The organism is Nocardioides sp. LHG3406-4 (assembly GCF_049897745.1).
GTDB lineage: Bacteria > Actinomycetota > Actinomycetes > Propionibacteriales > Nocardioidaceae > Nocardioides.
Genome location: NZ_JAFCWV010000002.1, coordinates 145,659 through 161,671, shown reverse-complemented (window position 1 = coordinate 161,671; position 16,013 = coordinate 145,659). Strand labels below are relative to the sequence as shown.

Below are 16,013 nucleotides of genomic sequence, written 5' to 3'. Positions count from 1 at the left end.
GCGGGGAGTCGGCCCGATGAGGGCCTTGACGGTGCAGCAGCCGTGGGCGTGGGCGATCGTGCACGGCGGGAAGGACGTCGAGAACCGCACCCGCAACCTCGCCGGCGGCTACCGCGGACCTGTCGCGATCCACGCCGGCCTGACGGTCAGCCGGGAAGGCATCGATCACGATCTGCTGCGGCCTGAGTGGGCGATGGGCCGCGGCTACGTTCATGTCGAAGATCGTCTCGCCGAGATCTCCTATTCGGTGAGCCGCAAGCGTGATGCCGCCAATCGTCTCGCCGCCCTCATGCCGCTTGGGGCCGTCACCGGTGTGGTCGACCTCGTCGATGTGCATCTCGAGACCCCGCGTTGCTGCGAGTCAGAGTGGGCAGAGCGAGTCACCCGGTACGACGACAACCCGATTCACCATCTGGTGGTCGAGAACCCGCGTCCGCTCGCTGACCCGATTCCCTGCCGGGGCCGCCTCGGTCTCTGGACTCCTTCGCGCGACGTCCTCGCGCAGCTCGCGGCGGCGCTGCTGTGAGCGGCGACCTGCTGACGATGCTCCGCGTGCACGACCTGCCGCCCACGTGGGACGGCCTCGCTGTGCTCTGGAGCGGCTGGGAGTACGCATCACCTGGGCTCTTCATCTGCCCGCCGCCGCTCCGTGAGGTATGCGAGGGCTGTGGCCTGCCCACGACTGAGCGAGGGTTCCCCGCCTGGTCGACCAACCGCGGCCTCGTCGCGGTCAGCGCCGTCCTGACCCACGACGACCTGCGCTACGAGGAGGAAAACCGCGCGCGACTCGGAGCCCTGGCCCACAGACGGAAGCCGCGGGCCCTGTTCCGCCTGCACGCGTTCCGCTGCCACTCGTGCTCCCTCGACGACATCTGGGACACCGACACCGACGAGTGGTGGACCCTCGACCACACCGACTACGGCGACGACGGGTCGACCGGCTGATGTTCATCTGCCCCGACGCCCAGAAGGTCGCCTACGAGTCCACGATGCTCGCCGGCAACGCCGTCACCCTCCACGAGATCCAGACCGCCTGCGGCGGCTGCCACTACTACCCGTGCGTCGGGAGCCAGCCCCGGCACTGGCACATCGGGCACAAGCATCACGCCCAGGGCGAGCAGTGCAAGGCCGCGAACCCGTTCCACCCCACCGCTGAGAGCGGCCCGGACATGACTGAGCTCTCGGAAAACCACGCGACCAATCCCCTATCGGCAATGGAGTCTGGACCCATGGAGCAGATCAGCAAGCGATTCATGAACTGGGCCTCGATCCTCGAGGACAACACCCGCCAGCAGGCCGAGACGGCATCGCAGATGCCGTTCATCCACCCGCACCTGGCGCTGATGCCCGACGCCCACCTCGGCAAGGGCGCCACCGTCGGATCCGTCATCCCGACGCTCGGCGCCATCATGCCCGCGGCCGTCGGCGTGGACATCGGCTGCGGCATGATCGCCGTCCGCACCCAGTTCAGCCTCGACCAGCTGCCCGCCGACCGGCGCGCACTACGCGAGGCGATCGAGGCCGCGATCCCGCTCTCGGCCGGCAAGTACAACCAGCAGGTCAGCCGCGGCCACACCCAGGACCGGGTCGACTACCTCGACGACCTCGCCGTCGATTCGGACTTCGACCCGGCAACCTACGCCAGCAACTGGGCTCTCCAGCTCGGCACGCTCGGGTCGGGCAACCACTTCATCGAGATCTCCCTCGACGAGCAGGACCGCGTCTGGCTCTTCCTGCACTCGGGGTCACGAGGCGTGGGCAACAAGATCGCCCAGCACCACATCAAGGTCGCCCAGGACTACTGCGCCCGGCACTTCATCCCCCTCCCCGACCGCGACCTGGCCTACCTCGTCGAGGGCACCACCGAGTTCGACCGCTACATCGCCGAGCTCCAGTGGGCGCAGCAGTTCGCCTACGAGAACCGCGCCGAGATGATGGACCGCGTCGTCACCTCCTTCGAGGAGTGGACCGGCCAGCCGGTCACCCGCGAGCAGGAGGTGAACTGCCACCACAACTACACCCTTCGCGAGAACCACTTCGGCAAGAACGTGTGGCTGTCCCGCAAGGGCGCGATCTCGGCACGCGAGGGCCAGTGGGGGCTCATCCCCGGGTCGATGGGCACGCGGTCCTACGTCGTCACCGGCAAGGGCAACCGCTTGGCGCTGAACAGCGCCCCACACGGCGCCGGCCGCGTGCACTCCCGCTCCTCAGCCCGCCGCACCTTCACCGCCGCCGACCTGAAGACGGCCATGGGCGACATCGAGTACCGCGACACCGACGCGTTCATCGACGAGATCCCGGCCGCGTACAAGGACATCGACCAGGTGATGGAAGACGCTCGCGACCTGGTGAAGATCGAGCACGAGCTGCGCCAGATCATCAACGTCAAGGGCGACTGAGGACTCGTGACGGAGGCGCAGCTGCCTGTCAGGACGCCGGCTTGACCAGGCGCGACGATGCCACACTGGTCGACACCACCGAGGCCGCCGACATCCTCGCCGTCCCCAGAGACCTCATCGCGAAGTGGAAACACCGCGGCCTTGTCACACCCGTTGGCCTCATCCCGGGCCGCGGCAAAGGTGTCCCGCTGTACGACCTCCGCGAGCTCCTGCCATTGGCAGAGAGGTACCACCAGCGTCGCCTGGGCGCGCTCTAGTTGAGCCGGTCTATCGCACCTTCAGAGCCTCGGCGCCACTCACGTCCTGCGGAGTCAGTGAACTCGACGATCAGCTGGAGATCCTCAGGGGTTTCCTGGACCAGTTCGTCTGAGCCTGAGCGATGGATCGCCCGCAGGGGGAGATCGTTCGGAAGCGGACGACGCTTCGGGCCTGGAGGCAGCACACGGAAGGAGCTGACGCCCCGCTCGGGATCCAGAGTGGCGTAGCTGACGTACGTGACCTTCACGTTGTACACCGGAAGGAGACTCCCGTTGAGAAGGTGCAACGTCCAACGATCGGCGTAACTGAGGTTGTTCGGTTGGCTGGAGACTCGGGTGGCCTCGATCCACGCGCCAATCAGGTCTGCCTGCGCGGCCTGGTCGTCCGCCCTCTGTCGCTCGAGCTCGCGTCGCTCCGCCCTGTTCTCGCGTGTCTGCTCCAGTTCGAGCATCCCCTGAGAGGCCTTCCACGCCTTGGCCGCAAAGAACAGAGCCACGGCGGCGATGAGGACGGTCGCCCACTCAGCTGCGTTACCCACTGCGAACTCCCACACCACACCTCCACCGACGTCCCACCAGGCCATGCCCTCACCAGACACGTCTCGACACATCAACGCGTCACGCACCTGCTCACACACAGGGGGCAGCGTAGGGCCAAGGACGCCCGCGACGACGCGCCGAAGGGACGGAGTAGCGCGAACGACCAGTCGTAGTGGAAGATGAAGCCAGCAGGACAGCTATACCCAGAGCCCGGAGCCGACATGGCCCCGGGCTTTCGTGCGTCCCGGGGGTGCCGGCATGAAGCGTCACCACCTCCTCGACATCTACGGCGTCGAGCTGCACCTCGCAACGACGCGACGTGACTGGGCCGGGCTGCGTCGGAGCTTCGACTTCCTCGACCGTGACACTCCGAAGGAGTCCTTCGGTCACACGACCTACGCCACGCGGCGAGGCGGTGAACGTCACCTGATCTTCTGGATCGACGCGACCCGGGTCGGGGGCGATCTCGTGGATACCTGCGCACACGAGGCAAGCCACGGTGCGGGCAGGATCCTCGAGTGCGTGGGCCACCGCGTGCCTGGCACTGACGAGCCACACGCCTACCTGGTGGGCTGGCTCACTCGCTGGCTCTGGGAAGCCGCAAGCGCATGACCAAGCGCGTGTGCGCCGAGCCAGGGTGCCCGAAGCTGCAGGCTGAGTCACGCTGCCCGAAGCACCGACGCGCACGTGATCGAGCACGAGGGACACGACAGCAGCGCGGCTACGACGCGAAGCACGACCGACTGGGCCGCGACTACCAACGACGCATGGACGACGGCGAGAGGTTCACCTGCTGGCGCTGTGGCCGGCCGCTCGGGACCCGCCGCGGCATCGACTGGCACCTGGGACACGACGACCACGACCGGACGAAGCACCGCGGGCCAGAATGTCCCGCGTGCAACCTCGCCACGGCGGGTCGTCGTATCTCACCAGACGCATAGGGGGTGGGGGTAACCCCTCCGACCTCTCCACCGCGGAGGACCGCGGGGGAGGTGCCTCGCAGTTCCCAGACCTGAGTTTTCCCAGTGACCGACCAGCAGATCTCACCAGGCGGGTAGCGCGATGCTCCCGGCCGCCAGTGGCGCGATGCCCAAGAGGTGACCCATGAGCAATCCCCGCCCCCCCGTTGGTCTCGACGCCGGCGGTCGCCAACTCTGGCGCGACGTCGTGAAGGACAACGTCCTCAGCCGAGTCCAGCAGGTCCAGCTGCATGAGGCCTGCCGGATGAAGGACCGCTGCGACAAGCTCGACGAGCTCCTCCGCGGCGAGGTCGACGCCTGGGCGACCATCCTCCCGGTCGATCTCGAGGGCGGGGAGTTCAAGCTTCAGATCGTCGGCGCGCTGAGCAAGGCCAACGAGACCGCCAACTCCATGAAGCAGTTGCTCGCTGCCCTGCGCCTCCCCGACGATGCCACCGGGCAGCGGCCCCAGAGGCGCGGTCCCCGTGGAGCCCAGAAGCCTTCCCAGCCCGGCGGCGCCGCCGAGCAGGGCAACGTCTCGTCCATGGACCGGGCTCGGGCCCGAGCGGAAGCCAAGACCGGGGCCTGAGCGGTGCCCTGGTCGGGCCCGCTGTACGACGGCCACATCTGCTCGCTCGGGTACGGCGTCGTCGACTGGCTCCAGGCGTACGCCTGCCACGGGCCGGGCGACGTCATGGGTCAGCCGCTCGACTTCGCATCCGACCCCGAGGTCGAGGACTTCATCATCCAGGCCTACGAGCTCGACCCCGAGACCGGGCGGCGCAAGAAGCGGCGCGCCGTCTTCTCGGCGCCGAAGGGCAGGTCGAAGTCGGAGAAGGCCGGTCTCATCGGCGTGGCTGAGTCGCTCGCTGAGGTCCGGTTCGACGGCTGGGACGCCAACGGTCAGCCTGTCGGTCGACCCGTGGTGTCACCGTTCATCCGGTGCCTCGCCACCGAGGAGAAGCAGGCCGGCAACACGTTCCAGAACATCGCCTACATCATGGGCGAGTGGGGACCGGACGCCCACCCCGAGATCTACGGCGGCATCACTGGCGTACGTGACTACCGGCGCGCGACAGCGCTGAGCCTCCCCGACGGCGGAGAGGCTGTGCTCTCAACAGCCGGCGCCGCGTCGAAGGACGGCGGCAAGGAGACGTTCCTCGTCCCCGACGAGATCCACCTGTACGTCACCCAAGAGTTGCGCGACATGTACGCGACCGCGCTACGCAACACCGGAAAGCGGAAGCACGCAGAGCCGTGGGCGCTGCTGACCACGACGGCGTGCCGGCTCGGTGAGCAGTCAGTGTGGGAGGTCCTCGAGAAGAGGTTCCGACTCGGCCAGCTCGGCGACGACTGGCTGGTGTTCCACCGCGAGGCCAAGGGCCGCATCGACATCAACGACCGCGAGCGGACCCTGCGCCAGCTGCGCGAGGTCTACGGCGTGGCGATGGACCCCGAGACCGGGTGGATGCTCGCCGAGGACGTCTACAGCGACATGCACGATCCGACGATCTGCCGCGACGAGGCCGAGGCCGCCCGCTACTTCCTCAACCGCTCGATGTCCGGGTCGGACGCCTGGATCGCGAAGGCCGTGCACGAGCGCCAGACCCGGCCCCGGAAGGACAAGGACGGGGAGCTCGCCGAGTCCGCGCAACCGTGGACCGTCACTCACGGCACTCCGATCGCGGTCGGCTTCGACGGGGCCCTCAACGAGGACACCACGGTCTTGCGAGGCTGCCGCATGTCGGACGGGTTCCTCTTCAAGCTCGGCACCTGGGCCAAGCCCGCCGGCGCCCTCGGTGACGGCTGGTCCGTGCCCCGGCGTGAGGTTCTCACCCGGATCCGCGAGGTGCACCGCCAGTACCAGGTGATCCGCGGCTACTACGACCCCCACGAGTGGCGATCCGACGTCGAGGGCCTAGCCCAGGAGCTCGGCGAAGAGATAGTCATCCCCTGGGAGACCCGCCGCGACACCGCGATGGGCGCGGCCCTCAACCGTCTCCACACCGACCTCACCAACGGCGAGGTCTGCCACGACGACGACCCTGAGGCCGCCGACCACTACGGCAACGCCTACGTGCACTACAGCCGCGGGCAGCGCCTGGTGCGCAAGGAGAACCCCAACTCGGCGCGCAAGATCGACTCCGTCGTCGGTGACGCGATCGCGCTCGAGGCCAGAGCCGACGCCATCGCCGACGGGTGGGTCGAAAACCCCGAGCCTGAGCTCCCACCGCTCGTCTTCAGCATGTGACCCGATCAGGAGGTGATGGCGTGCCGACCATCATCGAATGGGTCCGCAAGCTCGAGCAGCAGATCGAGGACGAGAAGCGGTACGCCGAGATCTACGAGCTGCGGTACCGCAACGAGTACGTGCTCCCCTTCATCGCCCAGGAGTACCGCGAGGTCTACGGCGCCCAGGCGGACACGCTGCTCGTGTCGCTGCTCGAGGCACCCCGCACCGGCTCAGCCGCGATCGGCATCGACGCCCTAGTGGAGCGACTCACCGTGCTCGGCGGCAGCTCCGAGGACAGCGCGACGTCGCGCGCGCTGGAAGCGGCGTGGGAGGACAACGACCTCGACGTCATGCACCGCGAGGCGCACCGTGAGGCCCTCGTGCGTCGACGGGCGTACGGCGCCGTGTCCCGGAGCATCGACGGGCGCGCGATCATGACGATCGAGTCCTCCGAGCAGGCCGCCGTGCACCGAATGACCGCACCCCCTACGACGTCGACGCCTACCTGAAGATCTGGGTCGATGAGTGGACCGGGAAGCGATCTGGCCTGCTGCAGCAGCCCGACTGGGACATCGACCTGACCGAGGGCGAGGAGGTCATCGACGACCCGCAGGGCAGCCAGTTCACGTCACGGTGGAAGGCAGCTGAGCCGAGGTCGCGGCCCGGACCAGTGCCGATAGTCGAGTTCAGGCACTCCGCTCGTCTTCTCCTCGAGCCGCAGTCCGAGATCGAGCCCGTCGTCACTCTCGTTGATGAGGTGGACCTCGTCGAGGGACTGATGGTTTTCGCTGGCCACTTCGGCGCCGTTCCGATCCGGTACGCCGAGGGGTTCCAGATCCCTCGAGACCCGAAGGACGAGACGAAGCCGCTGCTCGGGTCAAACGGCAAGCCGATGGTCGGCTTCAACCCGCGCGCGGACCACATGTGGTTCGGTGGGCCGGGCGTGAAGTTCGGGCAGCTCACGCCGGCGACGCTCGACACGTTCGTGACGTGGGGGCAGCACGCGTCCAGCCGTCTCCGAGCGAAGACAAGGGTCGCGTCGACGTACTACAACCTCGACCTCAAGTCGCACATGTCGGCCGAGCTCCTGAAGACCGATGAGGCGCCCATGGTCCGCCGGGTCAACGGCATCGGCCGCGACGGCACCTTCAACCAGGCGTGGCGTCGATACATGACGATCGCGATGCAGCTCGAGGGGCACCGCGGCCGCGTGAAGCCGCGCTGGGCCGACCCGCAGACCCGCATGGAGTCCCAGGCCGTCGACGCGTTCGGCAAGGCCGTCACTGCCGGCATCGGAGTGAAGGTCGCCGCCGAGCAGTTCCTCGGCTGGACGCCCGAGCTCGCCGAGAAGGCGGTCGCGGAAGCGCAAGAGGCAGCCGAGGCCGAAGACGAGTTCTCGCTGCTCGACCCCGACACCCGCGCGAACCTGAAGCTGGTCCCGGGTGCCGACCCCGAGCCTGCGGCAAGCGCGTAGCCACCACGCCCGCCAGCTCGACATCGCCGCAAAGGCCGTCGCAGCGGTCCGGGGCCTGGTCAACGGCGGCCGCGGCTGGTCCGAGATCCTCAACACGGTCGCCCAGTACCAGCTGGCCTCAGCCACCCGTGCCGTCCGGACCATGGCAGCCTGGTCCGACAGCGACACCCCGCTGATCAATCCGAGGCCCTTCGCCGGGGTCTCCTCGGCCGGTTTCGGAATCGCGGAGCCGATCATCGCGACCATCGACCAGGTCATCCCGGCGCCGGTCGAAGCACTCCCACCGCCATGGTGGGAGGAGACGGCAGGCTTCCTCAAGCGGCTCGAGCAGCTCATCGAGTCCGAGGTCCAGGACGCCGGTCGCTCGGCCGCCCAGGCCGAGATGGTGATGCGGCCCGGCTGGGACAGCTACGTGCGGCTCCTCGTCCCACCATCGTGCAAGCGGTGCGTCCAGCTGGCCGGCAAGATCTACCGCGACCTCGACGGGTTCGACCGACACCCCGGTGACGACTGCGTCCACGTGCCCGTCGGGTCCTGGGAAGAGGCCCACGACATCGGACTGGTCTCCTCACCCATGGAGGCCTTCGAGAAGGGCTACATCCGCGACCTGACCGCCGCGGAGCAGGCCGCGATCGAGGACGGCGCCGACATCAGCCAGGTCATCAACGCCAGCAGCGGCATCTACACCGCCGACCTGTTCGGCCGGCGCGTGAAGGGCACCCGGTACGGCTCCACCGCTCGCGCGGGCTGGCGCAAGCGCAACCCGTCGAAGCGTGTCCGGCTGCGCCCCGAAACGATCTACAAGATCGCTGACGGTGATCGCACCGAGGTCCAGCGACTGCTCCGGCTCTACGGCTACATGCGTGCCGACGACACCAACCTCGCCGGTATAGGCCAGTCCGGCGGCGGATCGGCCGGTCGACCCCCTGGCGGCATAGGGGCCGGTGTGAACACTCCAGACGATGACGACCAGGTCGCGCGCACCGCCCGAGAACTGATCAGCCGGGCGGCCGCAACAGAGCCAGAGGTCACAGCCGCAGTCCGTGTCGAAGCCGCCGCGGTAGGCGCGGCCCTCAGCCGCCTCGATTCCCGCCTCAAGACCGTCGACTCCCTCACGCGCAAGCTGCGCACCGAGTCGGCCGACGGTGCGGCCCTCTCAGTCGTGGCCGCCGACATGAAGGACGTCCTCCGCTACACCGCGGTCGCCTCCGAGGCGGACTACTGGCGGAGCGTCGACGACCTGATCCGGCGCATGGTCGCACGCGGCTACCGCCTCATGAAGGACCCCGGCGGGTGGCGCCGCCACGGCTACCGAGGGCTGAACCTGGCCTTCGAGCTGCCCGACGGGTTCACCTTCGAACTCCAAGTCCACACCCATGCCAGCCTCGCGGCAGCCGAGTCCGCCCATCTCCTCTACGAGGAAGCCCGCGCCGACGACACCACCGCGCAGCGAGCAGAGGAACTCGACCGAGCGATGCAGGAGCTCTTCGAGTCAGTCACGATGCCAGCGCCACCGCGGTGGGTAGACTGAGCCCATGAGGTACTGGCAGGAAGGTCACCGGATCGCTCGCCTGAGCGATCCCGAGGCGATCTCCGGCGAGCTCTTCAACTGGACCTCCGGCACCTGGCAGCCCGCGAAGACCATCGGCATCGACATCCGCTTCTCCGGCGACTGGACCGCCATCAGCGAGGCTGAAGCCTCCCGACTCACCAGTGCCGCCGTAGCCGGCTAACAGCCCTCCCCAAGCAACGCCCCGCGACCCACCGGTCCGGGGCGTTTTGCATGCCCAGACTTCCCGCCTCGCGACGAGCGGAAGGCGTACGGCGCCGCGCAACAAGCGCGCCACCACCGAGGAGACGCGATGTCCCGCAACCCGTTCACCGTGCCGGCCAAGCCCGCGCACATCACCCTCGACACGCTGCCGCAGCTGTTCGCCCACCACCGGGCACGCTTCGGCGGTGTCACGATGAGCCAGGGCAGCACCGAGCCCCCTCCCCCGGGCAACCAGCCCGGCGCCGGCGACCCGCCGCCCGCCAACGACCCGCCAACCCGCCCCGACGGGGTGTCCGAAGACGAGTGGAACGGCCTCGGCGAAACCGGACGCACCGCACTGACCCGAGAGCGCGACGCCCGGCAGGCCGCCGAGCGTGCCCTCGCCGCGGCCCGCGCACGGCCGGCACCACCGAAGGCCGACCCGCCCAAGGCAGATCCGCCGAAGGCCGACCCGCCGAAGACGGACCCGCCCAAGGCAGGCGAGGTCGACATCGAAGCGATCGTGACCCGCGCCGTCGCCGCCGCGGTCAAGCCCTTCCAGGACCGCGATGAGCAGCGCGAGGCCGAGCAGGCAGCCGGTCGCATCCAAACCGCCGTGCTCGCCGCAGCCAAGGACAAGTTCCACGACGCCACCGACGCGCTGACGAACATCGACCTCACCCAGGTCACCGACGGCAACGGCAACGTCGACCACACCAAGGTCGCAGCCCAGTTCGACGACCTCATCAAGCGCAAGCCGCACCTGGCCAAGGTCGTCGACGACCGCCGCTTCGCGGCCCAGCCCGGTGCTGGAGCCACCCCCGGCGGATCCACCGCCCCGCTCGACACCCGCGTGAAGGAGACCCTCGCGCGGATGCAGGCCGCCGCCGGCCTCAAGGTCGGCGACTGACACAGATCCACCCCGGAGACGTAGGCGCGAGGCCGCGACACCGGACCAGGACACCCACCAATCGAAGGAGACCATCGTGTCCACCAACTTCGCGCCCAAGCGCACCAACTACGACACCGGCGACACCCGCTGGCTGCGCGACGCCCTGCGCGCGGAGCAGCACGGTGTCACCGTCGACGGGAACCTGTTCCCGGCGTCCGACTTCCCCGACGGCCTCGTGCTGTCGGGCACCCACATCTCCACCCTGGGGGGGCCGTACAACGGCACGTCCGAGGAGATCCAGACGATCACCGAGGGTGGCGCCGGCCTCACGTCGTTCACGCTGACCTTCAGCGGGCAGACGACCGCCCCGATCGACGCCGACGCCACCGCCGGACAGGTGGCCGACGCCCTCGAGGCGCTCTCCACCATCGGCGAGGGCAACGTGCAGGTCACCGGTGGCCCTCTCGGCACCGGTCCGATGACGGTCCGGTTCGTGGGGGACCTGGCCAACGCCAACGTGGCACAGATGACGGCCACCCCGACCGGCGGCACCGGCACCGTCACCATCGCCACCGGGACCGCCGGCGGCGCCGCGACCGACACCCCGACCGGATCGGGCAAGAGCCAGGGCCACCTGCGCAACAACCTGGTCATCAAGCCCGGCGAGAAGCACCTCGTCGCGGTCGTCCACGCGGGCACCGTCGACCGGCGCTACCTGCCGCCCGGCACCCACGACCCCAGCGCGGAGGCGGACCTGACCGCCATCGCGTACATCAACTGAGCCGAGAGGACTCCCCATGCAGAACATCGATCTCGTCTCCGACCTGCGCCCCGTGATCCTCGCGGCACGCCAGGTCCGGGACCAGCGCAACACGCTCGCCCGGTTCCTGCCGAACCGGAATGTTCAGGCTGTCTCGTACCGCCTCGGAAGGCGCAAGCGCGTCGACCAGACGGTGCCCGTCCGGGCCATCGACGCCCCGGCGACGCCCATCAAGCGTCCCGGTGTGCTCGACGTCCGCGGGGACCTGCCCGCGGTCACCCCGATCGTGGACCTCTCCGAGCAGGACCTGACCAACGAGATGGTCCTCGCCCAGCAGCTCGCCGGCCTCCAGGTCGACTGGGAGCCGTGGGTCGTGTCAGCCGCGGCCGAGGTCGCGCTGGCCACCGACAACACGTTCGAGGTGATGCGCGGCCAGCTGCTCGCCACCACGAAGATCATGCTGATCGCCGAAGACGGCGCCACCCACGAGGTGGACTTCGGCGTCTCCCACGACCGGATCATCACCGCCGGCGCGCCGTGGGACTTCGAGGATCCGGTCGCGGTGTTCGCCGACTACTCGGCGGCTCACGAGGCACACCTCGACGGCGGATCCGGCCAGCCGGCCGGCGCCGTGCTCACCTCGTCGAAGATGAAGGGGCTGCTGCTCAACGCAGTGCAGAAGCTCTTCCCCCAGGCGCCCATCGGCATCGACGCGCTGAACGCCTACCTCTCCACGCGTGACCTGCCGCCGGTCGTGACCTACGACCGGCGACTCAAGGACGCGGCCGGCGTGAAGCGTCGGGTCTACCCCGAGGGCAGCATGACGTTCCTGCCCGGCGCGGACGACCCGGTCGGTGCGACCGAGCTCGGCGTCACGCAGGAGTCGGTGCAGCAGGTACAGCGGCGCATCCTCAGCCGTGAGCAGGCGCCCGGCATGACCATCGTGACCCTCGGCCAGGACAACCCCGTCCAGCGGTCCGTGAAGGGCGCCTCGATCGGCATGCCGGTGCTGTCCGACAACGATGAGATCACCGTCCTCAACGGCCTCATCGCCGAGTGATGCGTCGTCTCAGCAAGACCGTCGTCGCCGGCGGGGTCGTGTACCCCGCCGGCACGCCGGCCACCATCGAGCTCGAACAGATCATCCGCAACCCGGACAACTGGACGGGCGACGAGCCGGCGCGGTCGGCAGCCGACGAGCTCGAGGACCCCGACCACCCGAACACCCTCCTGCTGCGCGAGGTGGCTGAGTACCTCATCGAGCGCCACCTCGCGGACCGTGAAGAGCCCATCAGCGCTCTTCTCACGGGAGCGGTCGAAGTGTTCGGCGAGCCGGAGCCCGAGCCCGACCCGGAGCCCGAGCCCGACCCGGAGCCCGACCCGGAGCCCGACCCGGAGCCCGAGCAGGAGCCCGAGCAGGAGCTGGCTACGCCGAAGCGGACCCGCAAGCGCACCGGAGGCTGATCATGGAGAACCCCGCCACGTCTCGTGATCTCGCGGACCGCGACTACAGCGGCCCCGCGAGCGAAACGGCCCAGCAGGTCCGTCTCGACGAGGCGTGGCGGGCTCTCCAGCTCGAGTCCCCCGGTATCGCCGCACGCGTGGAGGCTGGTGAGCTTCCGCCTGAGGCCGTCGTCGACATTGTCTGCGCGGCCACGCTGCGCGTCCTCCGCAACCCGGACGGCCACGAATCGGGGGCGGCGGCGATCGACGACTACACGGAGTCGTGGAAGCTCCGCGACGCCACCGAAGATCTCTACTTCACCGCGGCCGAACTCCGTCGCCTGGCGCCGGCCTACTCCTCAGCGGCGTTCATCGGCTCGATGAAGTACCTCTGATGGGGCTGCCGGAGACACTCGCCCGCGGCCGGGCCATGGCCGAGGCGCGTATGACCGACACGTGTCGGATCACCCGGGCGGGCGAGGGCGAGCGCGTTCTGAACCCGGAGACCGCGCAGTACGAGGATCCCCCGCCGGTGGTCGTCTACGAGGGCCGGTGCCACATCCCCAAGCGCGCCGGCTCCACCAGCCAGTCGGCCGGCGGTGACGCGTCCTGGCGGGTAGGTGAAGTCCCCTTCGAGCTGCCCATCGACGGTTCGGAGGCGGTCAGAGTCGGCATGACCGTCACCTACCTGACCGCGGCGTACGACCCGGAGCTGCCCGGCCACGTCTTCGGCATCACCGAGGTCGCCTTCCAGTCGCAGGCAACGAAGCGCCGGCTGGTCATGAAGACCATCACCGGCTCCTGAGGTCAGGAGGTCACCGTGGGACGTCACATCGACGCGTCCGAGGTCGACTCGCTCGCGGTCGACATGTCGAAGGCGCCCAAGCGGCTGCAGTTCCGGGCCCGCCGCACCATGAAGCGGGGCGCCGTCAACATCAAGCGGTACATGCAGGACGAGCTGTCGGGCCACCGGTACGCCGGCGGGGTGCCGTTCTCGCTCGAGTTCGAGCAGCGCGATGCCGACGGTCTGCACTTCGAGATCGGCGAGCTCGACTCCGCCGGCCGGCAGTGGGGCATCGCGGCGATCCTGGTCTACGGCACCGCGAACAACGCACCGGTGGCCGATCACCGCAAGGCCCTGACTCGAGAGACACCGATGCTGCTGTCGCAGCTCGGTGCCGACGCCGAAGACTCCGTGCTCGGTGGCGCCGAGTGAGCGCCGCAGACAAGGTCCTCGACCTCCTGAGAGGCACACCCATCCGGGTCCACGACGGGCACGTCATGGACTCCGACAACGTGGCCAAGACCATCTCGGCGCCGTTGCCCTACGTCGTGTTCTTCTCCACCCCTGGTGCTCCCACGGGCCGCCGCCGGATGTCTGGGAGTGCCGGTCGTGGCCAGGAGTTCATGGTCAACGCCGTCGGTGAGACCCGCGAGCAGGCCTCGTTGACCGGGGACATCGCCGAGGCCGCACTCGACGGAAAGCGGATCCCGCTCGGCCAGAGGCAGTACTTGCACCGCGCCGACGAAGACGCATTCGTGCGCCGCGACGACACGTGGACCCGTCCTGACGGCGGGCCGCTGTTCACCGATTCACGCCGCTACGCCATCAAGACCCGCTAACCGGAAGGACACCACCATGCACGACTTCGTTCGAGTCGAGCTCGAGAACGGCGCCAGGGCATCTGTACCTGCCGGTTTCGCTGCCCGGCACAACCTTCAGGCCCTCAAGGACGCCCGCGCCACAGACGGCCGGGGCCGCGCGCTGCCGGCGACCCCGCCCGCACCGGTGGCCGCCGGCGCGTACGACGACCACACGGTCGATCAGCTGCGCGCCGAGATCAAGCGGCGCAACGGCGAGCGTCCCGACGCCGCCGACCACATCCCCGCCAGCGGCAACAAGGCCGACCTGGTCAAGGCCCTCGAGGCCGATGACACCTCCGAGGAGGACCAGTGAGCATCACCATCCCCGAGGGCACCCCCACCCTCGCCAACCGCAAGGTCAAGGCGGTCCTGTCCGTCGTCGACCGGCTCGCGCCGAAGCTGGCCACGGAGTACAACGCCGCGACCTCGGTCGACGTCACCGCACACCTCTTCAACGACGGGTGGAACCCGACCGGGGCCCAGGCCAAGGGCGAGCGGAAGAAGCGGCTCGCGAGCCGGAAGGGCGTCGAGTCGCTCAACGCCACCACCTTCACCCTCGCGGCCCTCCAGTACTCCCACCTGCCGCAGGAGGACGACTCCGCGCCGGGCAACGAGGCCCGCGAGCTGTTCGTCGAGGGGCTCAAGATCGACCTCATCGAGCTGCAGGGCATCGACGGGGAGACCGGCGTCGCCGCCGTCGGCGACCGCACCATCGACCACTGGGTCGAGCTCGGCACCCAGATCTACATGGGTGACCCCGCCGACGAGAACGGCGAGTTCTTCATCTACCAGGAGCTCGTCTACGTGCTTCCGTCCGGCCCGATCCACGGGGTCATGGCCACCTGATCCCCCCCGAACGACGGACCGCCGATTCACCGGGAGTCGGCGGTCCGTCTCATCCCGGCATCCCGGCGAGGAGCAGCATGAGCACCCCACCCAGCACCACGAGCGCCGTTGAGGCGACCCCGCGCCTGTCGATGGACGACCTGATGAAGTCCGACGAGATCGGGCTGCCGCGCGCGACGCACGACCTGTGCTTCGCCGGCAAGCTCACGGACGCCTACATGGCCGCCACCGAGCGGTTCGTCGAGCTCGAGCAGGAGGTCGCGCAGCTGGAGGACCGCGAGCAGCGCAGGCGGTCCCAGGCCGAGGACGGTAACGGAACCGGCCGACGACGGATGACCTCGAAGGGGTCCCCCGAGTTGGCCGCGAAGAGGCAGGCCGCCCAGGAAGCTGCCGAGGAAGCAGACGCCATCCGGGAACGGATGCTCAAGCACACCAAGACGGTGCTGCTGGTCGCCAAGCAAGACCACGAGTGGGCCAGCTTCTGCGAGAAGAACCCGCCCCGTGAACGTGAAGAGGACCCCACGGGGTACACCCGAGACCTCCGCATGGGGAACCTGACCTGCAACATCGACGTCCTGGCCCAGTGCGGTGACTGGATCACCCAGTACGACGACGAGCCCGCGAAGCCCGAGCATTGGCAGAAGGCGCTCGAGGTCACCGCGTTCGGCGACCGATGCGCCATGGCGTCGAAGATCATCGGTCTCCAGACCCAGACGGTCGACCTGGGAAAATCGCGGCGCGACTGGCTCGCGACCCGCAGAAGCGCCAGCAGCTCGAAGTAGCGGAAGCCTTCGGTGTTTCCCCGCGGGTTCT

Annotated in this window: 23 protein-coding genes; 22 read left to right on the top strand and 1 reads right to left on the bottom strand. The window is 68.9% G+C overall.

The window, feature by feature from the left end; translation table 11 throughout:
* Positions 1–25 precede the first annotated feature (25 nt).
* The 4 genes from ACP7BP_RS06705 to ACP7BP_RS06690 are packed head-to-tail and all read left to right on the top strand — an operon-like array spanning position 26 to position 2,656.
* Entirely contained in the window at positions 26–526 is a 501-nt protein-coding gene (locus ACP7BP_RS06705; RefSeq protein WP_426243725.1) for a hypothetical protein, read from the top strand.
* A complete protein-coding gene (locus ACP7BP_RS06700) occupies positions 523–945 on the top strand; it encodes a hypothetical protein (protein WP_426243723.1) in 423 nt (140 codons plus the stop codon). The genes ACP7BP_RS06705 and ACP7BP_RS06700 overlap by 4 nt, the downstream gene beginning before the upstream one ends.
* Positions 945–2,399, top strand: a complete 1,455-nt coding sequence (locus tag ACP7BP_RS06695) for an RtcB family protein (RefSeq protein ID WP_426243721.1) — start codon at positions 945–947, stop codon at positions 2,397–2,399. The genes ACP7BP_RS06700 and ACP7BP_RS06695 overlap by 1 nt, the downstream gene beginning before the upstream one ends.
* A 41-nt stretch (positions 2,400–2,440) precedes the next feature.
* Entirely contained in the window at positions 2,441–2,656 is a 216-nt protein-coding gene (locus tag ACP7BP_RS06690) for a hypothetical protein (RefSeq protein WP_426243719.1), read from the top strand.
* On the opposite strand, the gene ACP7BP_RS06685 is transcribed toward ACP7BP_RS06690, so the two are convergent.
* Entirely contained in the window at positions 2,653–3,240 is a 588-nt protein-coding gene (locus ACP7BP_RS06685) for a hypothetical protein (RefSeq protein ID WP_426243717.1), read from the bottom strand. The genes ACP7BP_RS06690 and ACP7BP_RS06685 overlap by 4 nt on opposite strands.
* 214 nt (positions 3,241–3,454) lie before the next feature.
* Here ACP7BP_RS06685 and ACP7BP_RS06680 point away from each other — a divergent pair, with 214 nt between their 5' ends.
* The 18 genes from ACP7BP_RS06680 to ACP7BP_RS06595 all read left to right on the top strand — a co-directional run bounded on the left by ACP7BP_RS06680 (position 3,455) and on the right by ACP7BP_RS06595 (position 15,982).
* Positions 3,455–3,808: a hypothetical protein gene (locus tag ACP7BP_RS06680; RefSeq protein WP_426243715.1), complete on the top strand. Its 354-nt coding sequence runs from the start codon at positions 3,455–3,457 to the stop codon at positions 3,806–3,808.
* 492 nt (positions 3,809–4,300) lie between these two features.
* Entirely contained in the window at positions 4,301–4,744 is a 444-nt protein-coding gene (locus tag ACP7BP_RS06675; RefSeq protein WP_426243713.1) for a hypothetical protein, read from the top strand.
* Positions 4,745–4,747: 3 nt separating this feature from the next.
* Positions 4,748–6,406, top strand: coding sequence for a hypothetical protein (locus ACP7BP_RS06670; RefSeq protein ID WP_426243711.1), 1,659 nt, complete (start codon positions 4,748–4,750; stop codon positions 6,404–6,406).
* A gap of 20 nt (positions 6,407–6,426) precedes the next feature.
* The gene (locus tag ACP7BP_RS06665; RefSeq protein ID WP_426243709.1) at positions 6,427–6,897 is read left to right on the top strand and encodes a hypothetical protein; all 471 of its coding nucleotides are present in this window, start codon (positions 6,427–6,429) and stop codon (positions 6,895–6,897) included.
* 269 nt (positions 6,898–7,166) lie between these two features.
* Positions 7,167–7,862 carry a hypothetical protein gene (locus ACP7BP_RS06660; protein WP_426243708.1) on the top strand — a complete coding sequence of 232 codons (696 nt, stop codon included), beginning with the start codon at positions 7,167–7,169 and terminating at the stop codon, positions 7,860–7,862.
* A complete protein-coding gene (locus ACP7BP_RS06655) occupies positions 7,831–9,393 on the top strand; it encodes a hypothetical protein (protein ID WP_426243707.1) in 1,563 nt (520 codons plus the stop codon). Before ACP7BP_RS06660 ends, ACP7BP_RS06655 begins: the two co-directional genes overlap by 32 nt.
* 4 nt (positions 9,394–9,397) lie before the next feature.
* The gene (locus ACP7BP_RS06650) at positions 9,398–9,595 is read left to right on the top strand and encodes a hypothetical protein (protein WP_426243705.1); all 198 of its coding nucleotides are present in this window, start codon (positions 9,398–9,400) and stop codon (positions 9,593–9,595) included.
* Between the two features lie 129 nt (positions 9,596–9,724).
* Positions 9,725–10,525: a hypothetical protein gene (locus tag ACP7BP_RS06645; protein WP_426243703.1), complete on the top strand. Its 801-nt coding sequence runs from the start codon at positions 9,725–9,727 to the stop codon at positions 10,523–10,525.
* Positions 10,526–10,601: 76 nt separating this feature from the next.
* Positions 10,602–11,288: a hypothetical protein gene (locus ACP7BP_RS06640; RefSeq protein WP_426243701.1), complete on the top strand. Its 687-nt coding sequence runs from the start codon at positions 10,602–10,604 to the stop codon at positions 11,286–11,288.
* Between the two features lie 16 nt (positions 11,289–11,304).
* Positions 11,305–12,327, top strand: coding sequence for a major capsid protein (locus tag ACP7BP_RS06635; protein ID WP_426243699.1), 1,023 nt, complete (start codon positions 11,305–11,307; stop codon positions 12,325–12,327).
* Positions 12,327–12,731 (top strand): hypothetical protein, encoded by a 405-nt coding sequence (locus tag ACP7BP_RS06630; protein WP_426243697.1) that lies wholly within the window; start codon positions 12,327–12,329, stop codon positions 12,729–12,731. Before ACP7BP_RS06635 ends, ACP7BP_RS06630 begins: the two co-directional genes overlap by 1 nt.
* A gap of 2 nt (positions 12,732–12,733) precedes the next feature.
* On the top strand, positions 12,734–13,105 hold the full coding sequence (locus ACP7BP_RS06625) for a hypothetical protein (RefSeq protein ID WP_426243695.1): 372 nt from the start codon (positions 12,734–12,736) through the stop codon (positions 13,103–13,105).
* Positions 13,105–13,515 carry a DUF6093 family protein gene (locus tag ACP7BP_RS06620; protein WP_426243693.1) on the top strand — a complete coding sequence of 137 codons (411 nt, stop codon included), beginning with the start codon at positions 13,105–13,107 and terminating at the stop codon, positions 13,513–13,515. Before ACP7BP_RS06625 ends, ACP7BP_RS06620 begins: the two co-directional genes overlap by 1 nt.
* 15 nt (positions 13,516–13,530) lie before the next feature.
* Complete coding sequence (locus ACP7BP_RS06615) at positions 13,531–13,926, top strand: hypothetical protein (protein WP_426243691.1); 396 nt, start codon at positions 13,531–13,533, stop codon at positions 13,924–13,926.
* The gene (locus tag ACP7BP_RS06610) at positions 13,923–14,333 is read left to right on the top strand and encodes a hypothetical protein (RefSeq protein ID WP_426243689.1); all 411 of its coding nucleotides are present in this window, start codon (positions 13,923–13,925) and stop codon (positions 14,331–14,333) included. The genes ACP7BP_RS06615 and ACP7BP_RS06610 overlap by 4 nt, the downstream gene beginning before the upstream one ends.
* A 16-nt stretch (positions 14,334–14,349) precedes the next feature.
* Positions 14,350–14,667, top strand: a complete 318-nt coding sequence (locus ACP7BP_RS06605; protein WP_426243687.1) for an SAP domain-containing protein — start codon at positions 14,350–14,352, stop codon at positions 14,665–14,667.
* A complete protein-coding gene (locus ACP7BP_RS06600; protein WP_426243686.1) occupies positions 14,664–15,200 on the top strand; it encodes a hypothetical protein in 537 nt (178 codons plus the stop codon). The genes ACP7BP_RS06605 and ACP7BP_RS06600 overlap by 4 nt, the downstream gene beginning before the upstream one ends.
* A gap of 77 nt (positions 15,201–15,277) precedes the next feature.
* Positions 15,278–15,982 carry a hypothetical protein gene (locus ACP7BP_RS06595; RefSeq protein WP_426243684.1) on the top strand — a complete coding sequence of 235 codons (705 nt, stop codon included), beginning with the start codon at positions 15,278–15,280 and terminating at the stop codon, positions 15,980–15,982.
* Positions 15,983–16,013: the final 31 nt, after the last annotated feature.

Excerpts from the sequence above, each read along its gene's own strand:
- ACP7BP_RS06695 (WP_426243721.1), top strand. The coding sequence starts at position 945 with ATGTTCATCTGCCCCGACGCCCAGAAGGTCGCCTACGAGTCCACGATG.
- ACP7BP_RS06685 (WP_426243717.1), bottom strand. The coding sequence starts at position 3,240 with ATGGCCTGGTGGGACGTCGGTGGAGGTGTGGTGTGGGAGTTCGCAGTG.
- ACP7BP_RS06680 (WP_426243715.1), top strand. The coding sequence starts at position 3,455 with ATGAAGCGTCACCACCTCCTCGACATCTACGGCGTCGAGCTGCACCTC.
- ACP7BP_RS06675 (WP_426243713.1), top strand. The coding sequence starts at position 4,301 with ATGAGCAATCCCCGCCCCCCCGTTGGTCTCGACGCCGGCGGTCGCCAA.
- ACP7BP_RS06660 (WP_426243708.1), top strand. The coding sequence starts at position 7,167 with ATGGTTTTCGCTGGCCACTTCGGCGCCGTTCCGATCCGGTACGCCGAG.
- ACP7BP_RS06650 (WP_426243705.1), top strand. The coding sequence starts at position 9,398 with ATGAGGTACTGGCAGGAAGGTCACCGGATCGCTCGCCTGAGCGATCCC.
- ACP7BP_RS06645 (WP_426243703.1), top strand. The coding sequence starts at position 9,725 with ATGTCCCGCAACCCGTTCACCGTGCCGGCCAAGCCCGCGCACATCACC.
- ACP7BP_RS06635 (WP_426243699.1), top strand. The coding sequence starts at position 11,305 with ATGCAGAACATCGATCTCGTCTCCGACCTGCGCCCCGTGATCCTCGCG.
- ACP7BP_RS06630 (WP_426243697.1), top strand. The coding sequence starts at position 12,327 with ATGCGTCGTCTCAGCAAGACCGTCGTCGCCGGCGGGGTCGTGTACCCC.
- ACP7BP_RS06625 (WP_426243695.1), top strand. The coding sequence starts at position 12,734 with ATGGAGAACCCCGCCACGTCTCGTGATCTCGCGGACCGCGACTACAGC.
- ACP7BP_RS06620 (WP_426243693.1), top strand. The coding sequence starts at position 13,105 with ATGGGGCTGCCGGAGACACTCGCCCGCGGCCGGGCCATGGCCGAGGCG.
- ACP7BP_RS06605 (WP_426243687.1), top strand. The coding sequence starts at position 14,350 with ATGCACGACTTCGTTCGAGTCGAGCTCGAGAACGGCGCCAGGGCATCT.
- ACP7BP_RS06595 (WP_426243684.1), top strand. The coding sequence starts at position 15,278 with ATGAGCACCCCACCCAGCACCACGAGCGCCGTTGAGGCGACCCCGCGC.